Genomic DNA, 14,278 nt, shown 5'->3' on the forward strand with positions numbered 1-14,278 from the left:
CCCGAACGGGCTAATGGCGACTATCCGCCGACGAACAGGCGAAGCACCCGCGCGCACCTGGTGATCTGCTCCACCGGGACGTTCTCCTGCTGGGTGTGCGCCAGCGTCGGGTCACCCGGTCCGAAGTTGACCGCCGGGATGCCCAGCGCGGCGAAGCGGGCCACGTCCGTCCACCCGAGCTTGGCCACCGGGGTGCCCCCCGCCGCCTCGACCAGCTCGCGGGCGGCTGGCGCGCTCAGGCCGGGCAGGGCACCCGGCGCGGAATCGACCACGGTCACGTCGTGCCCGGCGAAGACCTCACGCATGTGCGCCTCGGCCTGCTCCTGGCTGCGGTCGGGCGCGAACCGGAAGTTGATGCGCAACAGCGCCGCGTCCGGGACGACGTTGCCCGCGACCCCACCGGAGATGTGCACCGCCTGGAGCCCCTCGCGGTAGGTGCAGCCGTCGATGTCGACCGTGCGGGTCTCGTAAGCGGCCAATGTGGACATCACGGCGCCGAGGGCGTGGATCGCGTTGACCCCCATCCAGCCGCGAGCGGTGTGCGCCCGCTGGCCGGTCTTGCGCAGCTCGACGCGCATCGTGCCCTGGCAGCCCGCCTCGACCACGCCGTTGGACGGCTCGCACACCACCGCGAGGTCGCCGCGCATCCAGTCCGCGAAGTCCCGCTCGACCCGGACGAGACCGTTGCGCGCGGCGTCGATCTCCTCGCAGTCGTAGAACAGGAACGTCAGGTCGTGCTTGGGCTCGGTGACGGTGACCGCGAGGTGCAGCATGACCGCGACCCCGCCCTTCATGTCGACGCTGCCCAGGCCGTGCAGCACGCCGTCGACCAGCCGCGGCGGCAGGTTGTCGTTCACCGGGACGGTGTCGATGTGACCGGCGAACACCACGCGCGACGGGCGGCCGAGGTTCGTGCGGGCCAGCACCGCGTTGCCGGTGCGGACGACCTCCAGGTGCGGTGCCTGCGACCGCAGCGCGCGCTCGATCGCGTCGGCGAGCTCGGCCTCCTCCTCGGACACGCTGGGGGCGGCGACGAGCGCGACGGTGAGGTCGACGGGGTCGATGGTGAGATCCAACTCAACGGTCACGGCCCGTCACCTTACTCGTCGCGGCATTGGCTACCGTGTGCCGTGTGAGCAGCGCGGAAGCGAGTGAGAGCAAGGGCGCCCACGGCGTCGGCCTGGCGACGGTGACCACTGAGGGCACCGTCCTGGACACCTGGTTCCCCAGCCCCCGGCTGGGCGCGACCACCGAGGCGGGCACCACCCGGCTCTCCGCCGACGAGGCGACCACCGAACTGGGCGCCGGGGTGGCGGCCCTGCTGGGCCCGGACCCGGTGCGCGGTGTCGAGGTCGTCGCCGTGCGCACGGTCATCGACGACCTGGAGCGCCCGCCCACCGACGCGCACGACGTGTACCTGCGGCTGCACCTGCTCTCCGCCCGCCTGGTCCGCCCGCACGGCCAGAACCTGGACGGCGTGTTCGGCCTGCTCAGCAACGTCGTGTGGACCAACCACGGCCCCTGCCCGGTCGACGGCTTCGAGGCGACCCGGCTGCGGCTGCGGACCAGGGGCCAGGTGACCGTCTACGGCGTGGACAAGTTCCCGCGCATGGTCGACTACGTGCTGCCCAGCGGCGTGCGGATCGCCGAGGCGGACCGGGTGCGACTCGGCGCGCACCTGGCGACCGGCACGACCGTGATGCACGAGGGCTTCGTCAACTTCAACGCGGGCACCCTCGGCGCGTCCATGGTGGAGGGTCGCATCTCCGCGGGCGTCGTGGTCGGCGACGGCTCAGACGTCGGCGGCGGCGCCTCGATCATGGGCACCCTCTCCGGCGGCGGCAAAGAGGTCATCAGCGTCGGCGAACGCTGCCTCCTCGGCGCCAACGCAGGCGTCGGCATCTCCCTCGGCGACGACTGCGTGGTGGAGGCGGGCCTGTACGTGACGGCAGGCACCAAGGTGCGCCTGACCGACGGCACCCTGGTCAAGGCCCGCGAACTCTCCGGCGAGTCCGGCATCCTGTTCCGCCGCAACTCCACCACCGGCGCGGTCGAGGTAGTCCGCCGAGACGGCACCGGCATCGAGCTGAACACCGCCCTCCACACCAACGACTAACCGCCACCAGCCCCGACCCGGCCCACAGTCCCGGCCCTCACCGGCCCCAGCCTCAGCGAACCCGCGCCTGAGCGAGTCGAGCCCCAAGAACCGACTCTGCCCCAGGCGCGAGCACGCTTGCCTGAACGCACGGGTCTCGAGCGGACCAGTTCTGCCCTGAGCTTGGGCAGCCCGGGCCGAGTGAACCGGGGCTGAACGGGCGGGGACATACGATGTCCGGTGTGACTGAACTCGTCGAACAGGTCCAGGCCCGGCTGCTGGTGCAGGCAGAGGAGCTGACCACGCGTACCGAGGGTGCGCGGGAGGGCTCTGACCCCGAGCACGTGCACCAGATGCGGGTGGCCGTGCGACGGGCGCGGGCCGCGCTCAAGGCGGGGTTGCCGACGCCGGGGTTGGACGCCGAGCTGAAGTGGCTCGGTGCCTCGCTCGGCGCCGTCCGGGACCTGGATGTGCAGCTGGACAGCCTGCGCGCCAGGGCGGTCGGCTTCGACGAGGACGAGTTGGCCGCCGTCGAGACGCTGCTGCACGGCCTGGTGGTGCAGCGGCGCGCGGCCCGGCAGACCATGCGGCGGGTGTTGCGCAGCAAGCGGTACCGCAAGCTGCTCGACGCCCTGCGCGAGGCGGCGACCTCCGCCACCGCCGTCCCGGTCGAGGACACCGAGGATGAGCCGCCCGCGCTCATCAGCGTGGTCCGCAAGCCGCACCGCAAGCTGATGCGGGCCGCCGAGGCCCTCGGGGAGAACCCCCCGGACGACGACCTGCACGAGCTGCGCATCCACGGCAAGCGCCTGCGGTACGCCGCCGAGATGGCCGAGCCCGCCGCCCGCAAGCGGATCAAGGCCCTGGTCTCGGCCACCAAGGAGTTCCAGGACGTCCTCGGTGACCACCAGGACGCGGTGATCGCCGAGGAGACGATCCGCGGCCTGCTCACCGACCTCGGCGACGGTGTCCCGGTCACCGTCGTGTTCGCCGCGGGCCGCCTGGTCGAACGCGAACGAGCCCGCAAGGCGCACTGCCGGACCCAGTGGCGCCCCTTGCTCACCGAGGTCGACCTCGCCGCCCAGTCCCTGTTCGACCGAGCTCCCGAGTAGTTCAGCCCCGTAGTCCATTATGGACTGAAGTGCTGTGCCCCGTTTCCACTATGGAGTTGTGTTCCCAGCGGTATCGCGCGTTGCCGATCTCCTTTCTGACCGCCTCAACCTGGCGGACGCGTGGTTGGTGGTGGGGCTTCTCGGGTCGATCACTCACGCTCCGCGGCAGGGTGAGTGATCGACCACGGGGTCCGCTGGGCTCATCCCCGAAGGCCAGCGGCGCGGTGGGTCAGACGACGTCGGCCAGCGGCTGCGCCTCCCAGACGGCGACCGAGTCGAGCGGGTTGTGCCTGCTGCCCGCGACGCCCAGTTGCAGGTTCGTGGGCACCGGGCGGGTGGACAGCACGCGTGCGGAGGCGCCGACCGAGCGCCTGCCGTCGTGCTGGACCCGGGTGACCCGGCGGACATCGGCGTTGGGCCACGGCAGCGGCGGCACGCCGGGCTGCATGCCGTCGACGATCATGGCGTAGCCGTCGTCCCGCGCGGCGACGCCGAAGGCCGGGTTCAGCGTCATGCCGCACGAGGTGACCAGGTGGATGTCGACCTCCGGCTGGTCGGGCACCCTGGCCTCCATGGTGCGCAGCAGTCCGACGTCGGAGTCCGAGCCCGCGTAGGCGACGATGTGCTCCAGGCACACCTCCAGCCCGAAGACCAGCGGCTGGCCCTGCGGACCGTGCTTGCCGTGGGCGGCGAACACGTGCCAGCGCCAGAACTCGTCGTCGGTGAAGCTGAGCCGGAACATCGGGTTGAGCGAGGCGTCCCACTCCGAGCGGTCGACGCCGATCGCGTAGTCGATGTTGGACATCAGCGACTTCTGGTTGGTGGTGGCGGCCCCCACCGTGGCCAGCGCGCGCACGTCGGCGTTGTCGGCGCGCTCCTGCGGGGTGAGCGCGGTGTCCGGGCCGCCGTTGATGACCAGCGTGGTGTTGAAGTAGCTGGGGTGCGCCGGGCCGCGCTTGTGCCAGAACATCGACCCTGCCACCACCACCCAGTCCGCGTACCCCTCGGCGGCGAAGTGCGGTTTCAGGATCTCCTCGGCGAGCCGGGGCAGCAGCTGCTCGCCATCGGGGTAGCTGTCGTTGAGGACCTCCGGTGGGTCGGACGGGCCGCCGTAGCGGAAGTAGAACTCGGGGGCGACGAAGACCTTGAGCGTCTCCGGGTCGGCGAGCGAGGACGCCGAGGTGGTGGCGGCCCAGTCGGCGACGTCGCAGAGCGTGCGACCCCGGCTGGCCAGGTCCTCGTAGTAGCGGTTGGACTGGTCACCGGCGAGCACCCGGGTCGGCGTGGAGGTGACCGCGCCGTAGCTGATGAGTTGGATCTTGGTGTAGTTCGTCACGACGTCTCCTTGGCGTGGCGTGGTTGTGGGCGCGCGGGGACAGCGGGGCGCGGGGGTGCGGGCCCCGCGCCCCGCCGGACGGCGGCCGTGGCCGCCATCTGGGGGACCGCCCGCGCCTGGCGATGGGCGCGGGCGGGATCGGTCAGACCTCGCCCGCGCTGATCTGCCAGACGTTCTTCGAGTTGAGCACCGCGCTCATCGCGAAGGTGCCGTCGTAGGGCACCGCGGCCTCATTGGTGATCTGCTCGACGTCGAGCACCTCGCCCGCGGTGAAGGTGCCCGCGGTGAGCCAGTACTCGGGGTGCGGGGTGAACACCAGGTTGGTGTTCGGCTGCGCCTGCACCGCGAACGTGCCCGCGTTGGACATGCCGATGCCGACGGTGGCCGAGTTGGCCGGGACACCGTTGAGCTCGCGGATGTAGAGCGAGCCCAGCTGCGGGGTGCCGACCGCGGCGCCGTCGAGGAAGGTGAAGGCACCCTGCCGGTAGTCGAACTGGATCTGGTTGTTCGCCAGGTTCTCCGGGTCGGCGCCGATGGTCTGCTGGGCCTTGAAGGTGACGCCCGGCTGCAGCGAGCCGGTCTGCGCCCAGACGAAGCTGTAGTCCAGCGACCAGGTGAAGGTGACCGTGGTGCCCGGCCACGCGGGCGCGGTCAACCAGGCCAGCGACAGCGCGTTCGGCACGCCGAGGTCAACCGGCTTCTGGTAGACACACAGGTCCTGGAACTGGGTCGAATTGTTCGTGACGGTGAGCGAGTACTGAGTGGACATGCTGAAGGCTCCCAACGAGGGGGTGGAATGGTGGAGGTGACGCGGGCGGCACAGGTGGGGAAGCCGAATATCGCCCGGTCTGGTGACGCCGAGCGTGAACAGCGCTCGGCGCCGGAAAGGTACTGCCTGACGGAATGGTGCTGCGTGACCCCGCCTCCGAAAGCCGCCCCCGGCGCTCTCGGCATTTCGAAGACCCTTTCAGTGAACCACTGGCCGGTGGGCTCGTCAACGAAACCTGGTTCGCTCGATAGTGCTCAGCCCAGGCATACGGAAAGTCAGGGCATTTGATGTCGGCCGCCGAGAAACGCCACCCGGGAGTGGTGACAAAAGTCTGCGAATACTGCGGACGGCCGCTGGTGGTCGCCGGTTCAGGTAGGCCTAGGCGGTACTGCACCGCGGCCTGCCGCCAACGCGCGTACCGCAGTAGAGCGGTCGCCGCCGAGGTACGTGAACGCATCGAGCTAGGACAACTCGCCCTCCAGTTGCGCGACAACGCTGACCGCCTACTGCTGCTCTCCCAAGGCTGGCAACCCCCGGACGGCACCGACCCGCTCGACGGGCTGCTCGCCGAGACCGCGCACCTGGCCACGGAGCTGTCCCGGCGGGGCCACATCCTGGGTGGTTACGAAACCGGTCACGAAACCCCGATTCCGCGATCACCCGACTAGGGGACTTACGCCGAGTTATCCACAACCGCACCAGCCATCCACAGGGCAGAACCAGACCTTGCGCCCCGTCCCCCACTGTCGATAGCGTCGAATTCGTTGGCACGCCCAGCGCGCGGGCGGCCAGCCGGATTGAGACGGAAGGAGAGCGCGAATGCGAAGTCCGCCAGCATGAGGTCTCGGATTAATGTCGACCGGAGTTCGATCACCGAAGGGAGGTGCACGAGAAACACCCACGGCCGTGCGACGGCAAAAACAACTCCATAGCGGAAGAGCGGCGACACAAGAGGACACAGGGGCGCAAGCCGCCAAATGGTGGGGCCTGGAGCAGTGCACACCACCGAATGGCGGCGCGGATCGGTAGTTCACCACACCGCGGGTGGTGAACTACCGGATGCCGCATAGAGATAGGGCTATCAGGGGCCTGTAGGCGAATGAGCGCGCAGACAGGTCAAGAGGCGGCACACGACGCGGCGGGACGAGCGGCCGACTGCCCTACCGCGCGTGTGGCGCCAGTGCTCGCGCTGGTTGCTAGAGGCGCGCGACGGCGCTGGCAATGCGCTCGTCGGTGGCGGTGAGCGCGATGCGGACGTGCTGGGCGCCTGCGGGGCCGTAGAAGGTCCCGGGGGCGACCAGGATGCCGCGGGCGGCCAGCCACTCCGTCGTGGCCCAGGCCGGTTCGTCGCGGGTGGCCCAGAGGTAGAGGCCCGCTTCGGAGTGGTCGATGCGGAAGCCCGCTGCCTCGAGCGCCGGGCGGAGCTGGGCCCGGCGGGCGGCGAAGCGGGACTTCTGGGCGGCGATGTGGGCGTCGTCGACCAGGGCCTCGGTCATGGCCGCCTGGACCGGCCGGGGGACGATGAGGCCCGCGTGTTTGCGGACCTCGAGCAGCCCTCGGACCAAGGCGGGGTCACCGGTGACGAAGCCCGCTCGGTAACCGGCGAGGCTGGAGGTCTTCGACAGGGAGTGCACGGCCAAGAGCCCGGTCGGGTCTCCGTCGTTGACCGACGGGTGCAGGATCGAGACCGGTTCCGTTTCCCAGCCCAGGGCCAGGTAGCACTCGTCCGACGCCACGATGGTCCCGCGTTCGCGCGCCCACGCGATGACCTTGCGGAGGTGTTCGACCGGGAGGACGCGGCCGGTGGGGTTGGACGGCGAGTTGAGCCAGATGAGGCCGGGGGCGGCGGGGCCGAGCGCCGTCAGGCCGTCAGTCCGGACGTAGGAGGCGCCCGCGAGGCGCGCACCAACCTCGTACGTCGGGTAGGCCACCTCCGGGATCACGACCGACTTCACACCCAACAGGGTGGGGAGCCAGGCGACGAGTTCCTTCGAGCCGATGGTGGGCAGGACCGCGTCCGGGTCCAGCCCACCGACTCCGTGGCGGCGCTCCAGGGCGTCGACAGCGGCCGTGCGCAGTTCGGGCAGCCCGTGCGTGGTCGGGTAGCCCGGGAGTTCGGCCGCCGTGGTGAGGGCGGCCTGGATGAGCGGGGGGACGGGGTCCACCGGGGTGCCCATCGAGAGGTCGACCACGCCGTCCGGGTGCGTCCTGGCCCGGGCGGCGTGGTCGGCGAGGACGTCCCAGGGGAAGTCCGGCAGTTCGGGGAAGCTCACTCGCCCCGGGGCTCCAGGGCCTTGACCCAGTCGGGGTCAGCGCTGACCTTGCCCGCCTTCGACGCGCCACCGGGCGAACCCAGGTCGTTGAAGAAGTCGACGTTGGCCTTCGTGTAAGCGGACCACTGGTCGGGGACGTCGTCCTCGTAGTAGATGGCCTCCACGGGGCACACCGGTTCGCAGGCGCCGCAGTCCACGCACTCGTCGGGGTGGATGTAGAGCATCCGGTCGCCCTCGTAGATGCAGTCGACCGGGCATTCCTCGATGCATGCCTTGTCGAGGAGGTCGACGCAGGGCTCGGCGATCACGTAGGTCACTGCGCTCTCCTGCTCCTTCATGGTGTTGCGCGCGCACTCGGGAAGGATGCGCGACATTCGACAGTATCTACCGGCCGCCGAGTGAGCACGCACCCGGTGCTGTCTAGCTCACACACGTGTACGGGCTGATAGGGGCCAGACTCGCGGGGTGAGCAGGGTACCGACACTAGAGGCAGTTTGTGCCGACGCGTGGCCACCGCAGGTAAGCCGCCGTCTTGGGGAATGGCGCCTCAGGGCAGCGGGCGGCTACACCGGTAGGGCTAACAGCGCGCTCGTCATCGGCGATCCCGGGATGCCCACCGAGCGAGCCCTCAAACACGTCGTCACCTTCGCGGATGAGCACGGGATCCGCCCATATGCGCAGGTCGTCGTGGGGTCGCACTGGGAACGCGAGCTGTCCGACCACGGCTGGTCGATCAACACCGCCCACCCGAAGGGCGCCGAATCGGCCGTTCTGCACAGTCCCCTCGGGACAGGCAGCGCGACCGCTGTGGTGGACACCGAGCCGCCGGAGGGCTGGTTGGAGCTAGCCGTGGGCGGCAGAGTCACCGACGCGCAACGGCACGTGCTGACTAGCGGACCGAACGTCGGTTTCGCGTCAGTGAACCGCGACGACCGCATTGTGGGAATAGCCCGGGGCTGCCTTATCGACGACTGGCTACATATCGCAGTCGTGGAAGTCCTCCCCGACTACCGACGGCAAGGGATCGCCACCGCCCTCCTCGGAGGTCTGGACCTCTGGGCCACCGGCGCCACCACCCGCCTCCTCCAAGTGGCCACCGACAACCACCCGGCCTGGGACCTCTACCGCCACCACGGCTACCGCGAGTCCCACCGCTACCGGTACTGGCTGCCCCCGCAGCCCTAACCGCCCGATCCCAGCCTGCTCCAGCTCCATCCCGGGCCTCTCATCCGACCTCGGGCCACGCCACCGGACGCGGGCACTCCCTGATGACCGTGAGACCGGTGCCCCCGAAGTCCGCGTGTGGGCCAGCGCGGGGGTGTCTCGATGGGAGGTGTGGCAACAAGATGCCACCGACGGGAGCGGGGCTAGAGAGGGCCGCCGGTGGGCGGGAAGGCGTGGAGCCACTTGCTGCCCTTTTTGGCCGCGCGTTTGAGGGCGCTGCGTTCGCCAAGGTAGTCGCCTGCCATGCCGACGACAGGGAGCATGCCCATGGCTTTGTGGTAGAAGCGACCTTGGGGGCGTTTGTCCAGTTCGTCGCCCAGGGCGAGGAGGGTGCGGCCGAGGCGCCAGAGGGACTTGGCGGCGGCCTTGGGGGTGATCTTGCCGTGGGCGCGTTGGGACTCGTCGAGGTCGGCGGTCATCTCGGCGGTGGCGGCGTCTTCCTCCTCGTCGGTGAGCAGGTCGCCCTCGCCGCTGGCCAGGAGGGGGTCGATGTCGCGGTCGAACAGGACGTGGGCGATGAGGCGGACCCGGGTGCCGGAGTCCTCGGCGCCGTGTTCCACCGCGATGGCGGAGAGCACCAGGCCCTGGCCCGCGGTGGCGAGGGTGTCCTGGATCGGGAGGCGGTCGGCGAGCGCGCCGCCGATGCCGGGGATGGCGGCCATCAGCACCGTGACGCGGCCGACGCGGTTGACCCACCAGTCCTCGCGTTCGGCGACCGTCATCGTGTGCCAGGCGGCGGTGCCGGGGACCCGGACGCTCTCCAGGCCCTTCACCACGCTGGGGTCCACCTTGGCCATCTCGATCGCGGCCTCGTGCTCCTCGCGGGCACCCATGACCCGGCGGACCAGGCCGAGCGGGTCGGCGTCGCGCAGCGCGCCCAGCACCGGGGTGGTGGCGCGGACGAACGGGCGCAGCACGGACACCACATGCTTGTCGGTGATCAACTCGCTCATCGGCACCTCCTGACCCGCGCGCCGTCAGTCACGGGCGGCGGCCTTGGTCGCGGCGGCGAGGATGTCACCGATCTTGACGGTGGCCGGGAACACGGCGGCGGCCAGCAGCAGCAGCGTGCGCCAGTTCGTCATGATGATCATGTCACCGCCGGGGGCGACGACCACGAAGGCGAACAGGGTCGCGAGCCAGATGTAGAGGGGTCCGCCCGCGACGGAGGCCTTGGCCTTGATCCGGCCCGCGCGCACCACCAGCCACGGCATGGTGAACCCGGCCAGCACGGCGGTGATCGGGAACGGCAGCGCCCACAGGTCCGGCAGCACCCGGCCGTCGAAGCGCAGCGGCAGGAAGAACAGTTCGAACACGGCGAGCACGACGCTCGCGGCCAACAGCCCGCCGTACCGGACGCGTTCGCCGGTGGTCACCGGTCGGCGCCGACGTGCTCGACCGGGGCGAGCCCGCCGAACACGTCCGACTCGATGGTGTCGGCGGTCCCCCGCGCCAGCGCGTAGTACTCGTGCTCGACCACCGGCTGCGCGATCCCGTTCGACAGCGCGTAGGCGTCAGTGCCGTCCTGGCCCTGCCACACGCTGACCTGCGTCGCGTGCGCCCGCAGCGCGCGGAGCTTGGCGGGCAGGTGGTCCCCGATGAACACCGAGGTGGTGATCTCGTCGTCGTCCACGACCGGCAGCTCACCAGCGGCAGGTAAACGCCACGGGAGCCCGTCGACCCCGGCGAGCGAGGCGATCCCGTCCTCCACGGCCCGCTTGGACACCACCGTGTAGTACAGCCGCGCCACCTCGGGGACACCCGCCACAGCGGCGACGGTGATCTCGTGGGCACGGATGTGGTCCGGGTGACCGTACCCGCCATCGGGCCCGTAGGTGACAACGACCTGCGGCCGGACGTCTTGCAGGATCGCGGTAAGAGCCTCGGTCTGCTCGGCGAGGTCTCCACCGGCGAAAGCGCGAGGGTGGCCGTTAGCGCCAACACCCGCCATGCCCGAGTCGCGCCAGCGGCCCATGCCGCCGAGGTAGCGGTGGTCGGAGACGCCGAGGGCAGCGCACGCGGCGCGCAGCTCGCCGACCCGGTACCCGCCGAGCTGGTCGGCGGCCTCCGGGCCGAGCTGGGCCAACGAGGCGGGGATGACCTCGCCCTCCTCGCCGAGCGTGCAGGTGACCAGGGTGACCTGGACGCCCGCGGCCGCGTACCTGGCGATGGTCCCGCCGGTCCACAGGCTCTCGTCGTCCGGGTGGGCGTGGACGAGCAGAAGTCGAGGTGGCGCTGTCAGCATCGGGTTCAGCCTAAGGGCGTGTAGGGCGGTGCCGGTGCGTCGGACTGGCCGAGCACCGGCACCGGACAACCGGCGCGGGGCCAATGGCCCCGGCGGCAGCACCCTACTACGGCAGCACGCTGCGTTCCTCAGCGAAGTGGCACGCCGAGAAAGTCGCACCGTGGCGCACCAGCGGCGGCTCCTGCACCGCGCACACGTCCTGCGCCTTCCAGCACCGGGTCCGGAACCGGCACCCCGACGGCGGTGACACCGGGCTGGGCACGTCGCCGGTCAGCACGATCCGCTGCCGCTGGCGCTCCTGGCGCGGGTCCGGCACCGGGACCGCGGACAGCAGTGCCTGGGTGTACGGGTGCGAGGGCCGGGCGTAGATCGACTCCCGCTCCCCGATCTCCACGATCTTGCCCAGGTACATCACCGCGACCCGGTGCGAGATGTGCCGCACCACCGACAGGTCGTGCGCGACGAACAGGTACGCCAGCCCGAGCCGCTGCTGCAGCTCCTCGAGCAGGTTCACCACGCCCGCCTGCACCGACACGTCCAGCGCCGACACCGGCTCGTCGAGCACGATCAGCTTCGGGTCCAGCGCCAGGGCGCGGGCGATGCCGATGCGCTGCCGCTGCCCGCCGGAGAACTCGTGCGGGTACCGGTTGCGGTGCTCGGGGTTGAGCCCGACCAGTTCCAGCAGCTCGTCGACCCGCCGCTGGATGGTCTTGGCCGAGCCGACCCCGTGGATGCGCAGCGGCTCGGCCACCACGTCGTTGACCTGCCAGCGCGGGTCGAGCGAGGCGTACGGGTCCTGGAACACGATCTGCAGGTCGCGGCGCAGCGGCCGCATCTGCGCCTGCGTGAGCGTGGTCAGCTCGCGGCCCTCGAACTGCACCGACCCCGACGTCGGCTTGTGCAGCTGCAGGATGGCCCGACCGGTGGTCGACTTGCCGCAGCCGGACTCGCCGACCAGGCCGAGCGTCTCGCCCCGGTGCAGGTCGAAGCTGACCTCGGAGACGGCCTGCACCTGCCCGACGACGCGCGGGATGATCCCGCCGCCGCGCACCGGGAACGACTTGACCAGCTTGTCCACCCGCAGCAACGGCGGGTTCGCCTCCGGTGCGGCGTGCCTGCCCGGGGCGGCCTGGGTGTTCGTCATGGGTTTCGCCCTTCGTACGGCAGCCGCAGTTCGACCGTGTGCGCCTCCTCGGCCACCGGGATGCCGGGATCGGCCTCGATCAGCGCGGCCGGGTTCTCGATCACCCCGATCTCCTCGTGTTCGAACAGCGCGCGCGGGCGGGGCAGCGAGGCGAGGTGCTGCCAGCGGTGGCAGCGGGTGGTGTGGTCGCCGCGTTCGGTGCCCAGCAGCGGCGGTTCCTCGGTGCGGCAGGCGTCGACGGCCAGCGGGCAGCGCGGCGAGAACGCGCAGCCGCGCGGCAGGTTGATCAGCGACGGCGGCGCCCCGGTGATCGGCGTGAGCCGCTGGCCGAGCCGGGCCGGGTTGGGCAGCGAGCCGAGCAGGCCGACGGTGTAGGGCATCCGCGGCCGGTCGAAGACCTCCTCGACCGGGCCGGACTCCACGACCGTGCCCCCGTACATGACCTGGACCCGGTCCACCATGCCCGCCACAACGCCGAGGTCGTGGGTGATCATGATGATCCCCGCGTTCACCTCGTCGCGCAGCCGCAGCAGGGTCTCCAGGATCTGCGCCTGCACGGTGACGTCGAGCGCGGTGGTCGGCTCGTCGGCGATGATCACGTCCGGGTCGTTGATGATCGCCATGGCGATCACCACGCGCTGGCGCATGCCGCCGGAGAACTCGTGCGGGTACTGCGCGGCGCGCCGGTCCGGCTGCGGGATGCCGACCAGTTCCAGTGCCTCGATGGCCTTGGCCCACGCGGCTTTCTTCGACACCGAGTGGTGCGCCCGGTACGCCTCGGCCAACTGCCAGCCGATGGTGTAGACCGGGTTGAGCGAGGTCATCGGGTCCTGGAAGATCATCGCGACGCCGTTGTTGCGCACGCTCTGCATGTCCTTGTAGGACAGTCCGACCAGTTCGCGGTCCCGGTACCGGATCGAACCGGTGACCTTGGCGGTACTGGGCAACAAGCCCATCACGGCCATAGAGGACACCGACTTGCCCGAACCGGACTCGCCGACGATGCCAAGAACCTCACGCGGGCGTAGCTGGTAAGAGACATCCCGCACCGCGCGGACATTTCCGTCGTCGGTGGGGAAGGTGACCGACAGGTTCTCCACCGAGAGCACGGTGTCGGTCCTGGCGGCGTCGTGGTGGTTGCCGTGCAGCAGTCCGGTCATCAGGCACGCACCTTCGTCTGGCGTGGGTCGAACGCGTCGCGCAGGCCGTCGCCGATGAAGTTGACCGCGAGCGAGAGCAGCACGATGATCACGAACGGCCCCCAGAACAGCCAGGGCCGGTTGGTGATCTGCGAGTAGTTCTCGTTGATGATCAGCCCGAGCGAGGTGTCCGGCGGCTGCACGCCGAGCCCGATGAACGACAGCGCGGCCTCCGAGAGCACCGCGCTGGCCACCGCGAGCGTGGTGTTCACCGTGATGGTGCCGATCATGTTGGGCACCAGGTGCCGGAAGATGATCCACCGGGTCTTGGCCCCCGCGGCGCGGGCGGCCTCGACGAACTCGCGCTGCGCCAGCGACAGCGTCTCGCCGCGGGTGATGCGGGCGATGGTCATCCAGCCGAACGCGGCGAGGATGAACGCCACCGTGTACCAGGACCCGCTCAGCGCGCGGACCAGGATGGCGGCGACGGCGATCTGCGGGATGATCAGCATCAGGTCGACGAACCGGCTGATGGCGCTGTCGACCACGCCGCGCAGGTAGCCCGCGAGCGCGCCGAGCAGCACCCCGACCAGGGTGGACCCGATGGCCACGACCAGCGCGATCTGCACCGAGAGCCGGGTGCCGATGATCAGCTGGGCGAGCATGTCCTTGCCGGTCTGGATGGTGCCGAGCGGGTGCGCCGCGCTGGGCGGCAGGTAGCCCCGGCTGCTGGTGTCGGACACCGACACGGTCCAGAACAGCGGGCCGAGGAAGCCGATCGCGCAGATCAGCAGGAACACGACGAGCGCGACGACGGCGAGGCGGTGCCGGAAGAAGCGGCGCAGGATGAGGGTGCTCTGCTTGCGCGCCTTGGTGGTGTCGAACTCGCTTGCGGTGGCCACGGCGACGCCGCCCGCTGGTGGCAGGCTGGTCGCGCCGAG

15 protein-coding genes are annotated in these 14,278 nt (G+C 70.5%); 4 read left to right on the top strand and 11 right to left on the bottom strand.

Going from position 1 to position 14,278, the window contains the following annotated elements:
* Positions 1-20 precede the first annotated feature (20 nt).
* Positions 21-1,088: a succinyl-diaminopimelate desuccinylase gene (gene dapE, locus LV79_RS00720; RefSeq protein WP_253831238.1), complete on the bottom strand. Its 1,068-nt coding sequence runs from the start codon at positions 1,086-1,088 to the stop codon at positions 21-23.
* Between the two features lie 44 nt (positions 1,089-1,132).
* Here dapE and dapD point away from each other — a divergent pair, with 44 nt between their 5' ends.
* Together dapD and LV79_RS00730 are read left to right on the top strand one after the other, a co-directional pair.
* Positions 1,133-2,116: a 2,3,4,5-tetrahydropyridine-2,6-dicarboxylate N-succinyltransferase gene (dapD, locus tag LV79_RS00725; RefSeq protein ID WP_253831239.1), complete on the top strand. Its 984-nt coding sequence runs from the start codon at positions 1,133-1,135 to the stop codon at positions 2,114-2,116.
* A gap of 221 nt (positions 2,117-2,337) precedes the next feature.
* Positions 2,338-3,207, top strand: coding sequence for a CHAD domain-containing protein (locus LV79_RS00730; RefSeq protein WP_253831240.1), 870 nt, complete (start codon positions 2,338-2,340; stop codon positions 3,205-3,207).
* Positions 3,208-3,436: 229 nt separating this feature from the next.
* Here LV79_RS00730 and LV79_RS00735 read toward each other — a convergent pair whose 3' ends face one another.
* Positions 3,437-4,543, bottom strand: coding sequence for a hypothetical protein (locus LV79_RS00735; protein WP_253831241.1), 1,107 nt, complete (start codon positions 4,541-4,543; stop codon positions 3,437-3,439).
* Positions 4,544-4,685: 142 nt separating this feature from the next.
* Entirely contained in the window at positions 4,686-5,312 is a 627-nt protein-coding gene (locus LV79_RS00740; protein WP_253831242.1) for a RhiA family protein, read from the bottom strand.
* Positions 5,313-5,632: 320 nt separating this feature from the next.
* On the opposite strand from LV79_RS00740, the gene LV79_RS00745 reads away from it, so the two are divergent.
* Complete coding sequence (locus LV79_RS00745; protein ID WP_253831243.1) at positions 5,633-5,980, top strand: hypothetical protein; 348 nt, start codon at positions 5,633-5,635, stop codon at positions 5,978-5,980.
* A gap of 528 nt (positions 5,981-6,508) precedes the next feature.
* On the opposite strand, the gene dapC is transcribed toward LV79_RS00745, so the two are convergent.
* A complete protein-coding gene (dapC, locus tag LV79_RS00750) occupies positions 6,509-7,585 on the bottom strand; it encodes a succinyldiaminopimelate transaminase (protein ID WP_253831244.1) in 1,077 nt (358 codons plus the stop codon).
* Positions 7,582-7,902, bottom strand: a complete 321-nt coding sequence (gene fdxA, locus LV79_RS00755; RefSeq protein WP_253835650.1) for a ferredoxin — start codon at positions 7,900-7,902, stop codon at positions 7,582-7,584. Before fdxA ends, dapC begins: the two co-directional genes overlap by 4 nt.
* Positions 7,903-8,050: 148 nt before the next feature.
* On the opposite strand from fdxA, the gene LV79_RS00760 reads away from it, so the two are divergent.
* Positions 8,051-8,770, top strand: a complete 720-nt coding sequence (locus LV79_RS00760) for a GNAT family N-acetyltransferase (protein ID WP_425547613.1) — start codon at positions 8,051-8,053, stop codon at positions 8,768-8,770.
* A 182-nt stretch (positions 8,771-8,952) separates the two neighbouring features.
* On the opposite strand, the gene LV79_RS00765 is transcribed toward LV79_RS00760, so the two are convergent.
* The 6 genes from LV79_RS00765 to LV79_RS00790 form a co-directional block, all read right to left on the bottom strand.
* A complete protein-coding gene (locus tag LV79_RS00765; protein ID WP_253831246.1) occupies positions 8,953-9,762 on the bottom strand; it encodes a hypothetical protein in 810 nt (269 codons plus the stop codon).
* 24 nt (positions 9,763-9,786) lie between these two features.
* Entirely contained in the window at positions 9,787-10,185 is a 399-nt protein-coding gene (locus LV79_RS00770; protein WP_253831247.1) for a hypothetical protein, read from the bottom strand.
* Complete coding sequence (gene mshB / locus LV79_RS00775) at positions 10,182-11,054, bottom strand: N-acetyl-1-D-myo-inositol-2-amino-2-deoxy-alpha-D-glucopyranoside deacetylase (RefSeq protein WP_253831248.1); 873 nt, start codon at positions 11,052-11,054, stop codon at positions 10,182-10,184. Before mshB ends, LV79_RS00770 begins: the two co-directional genes overlap by 4 nt.
* Before the next feature lie 106 nt (positions 11,055-11,160).
* Positions 11,161-12,198 carry an ABC transporter ATP-binding protein gene (locus tag LV79_RS00780; RefSeq protein WP_253831249.1) on the bottom strand — a complete coding sequence of 346 codons (1,038 nt, stop codon included), beginning with the start codon at positions 12,196-12,198 and terminating at the stop codon, positions 11,161-11,163.
* On the bottom strand, positions 12,195-13,358 hold the full coding sequence (locus LV79_RS00785; RefSeq protein ID WP_253831250.1) for an ABC transporter ATP-binding protein: 1,164 nt from the start codon (positions 13,356-13,358) through the stop codon (positions 12,195-12,197). Before LV79_RS00785 ends, LV79_RS00780 begins: the two co-directional genes overlap by 4 nt.
* Positions 13,358-14,263 carry an ABC transporter permease gene (locus LV79_RS00790; RefSeq protein ID WP_372495319.1) on the bottom strand — a complete coding sequence of 302 codons (906 nt, stop codon included), beginning with the start codon at positions 14,261-14,263 and terminating at the stop codon, positions 13,358-13,360. The genes LV79_RS00785 and LV79_RS00790 overlap by 1 nt, the downstream gene beginning before the upstream one ends.
* Positions 14,264-14,278: the final 15 nt, after the last annotated feature.

Source organism: Actinokineospora globicatena (assembly GCF_024171945.1).
Taxonomy (GTDB): domain Bacteria; phylum Actinomycetota; class Actinomycetes; order Mycobacteriales; family Pseudonocardiaceae; genus Actinokineospora; species Actinokineospora globicatena.

Coding starts and splice junctions, on each gene's coding strand:
- mshB (WP_253831248.1), bottom strand. CDS start 11,054: ATGCTGACAGCGCCACCTCGACTTCTGCTCGTCCACGCCCACCCGGAC.
- LV79_RS00740 (WP_253831242.1), bottom strand. CDS start 5,312: ATGTCCACTCAGTACTCGCTCACCGTCACGAACAATTCGACCCAGTTC.
- LV79_RS00785 (WP_253831250.1), bottom strand. CDS start 13,358: ATGACCGGACTGCTGCACGGCAACCACCACGACGCCGCCAGGACCGAC.
- LV79_RS00765 (WP_253831246.1), bottom strand. CDS start 9,762: ATGAGCGAGTTGATCACCGACAAGCATGTGGTGTCCGTGCTGCGCCCG.
- LV79_RS00780 (WP_253831249.1), bottom strand. CDS start 12,198: ATGACGAACACCCAGGCCGCCCCGGGCAGGCACGCCGCACCGGAGGCG.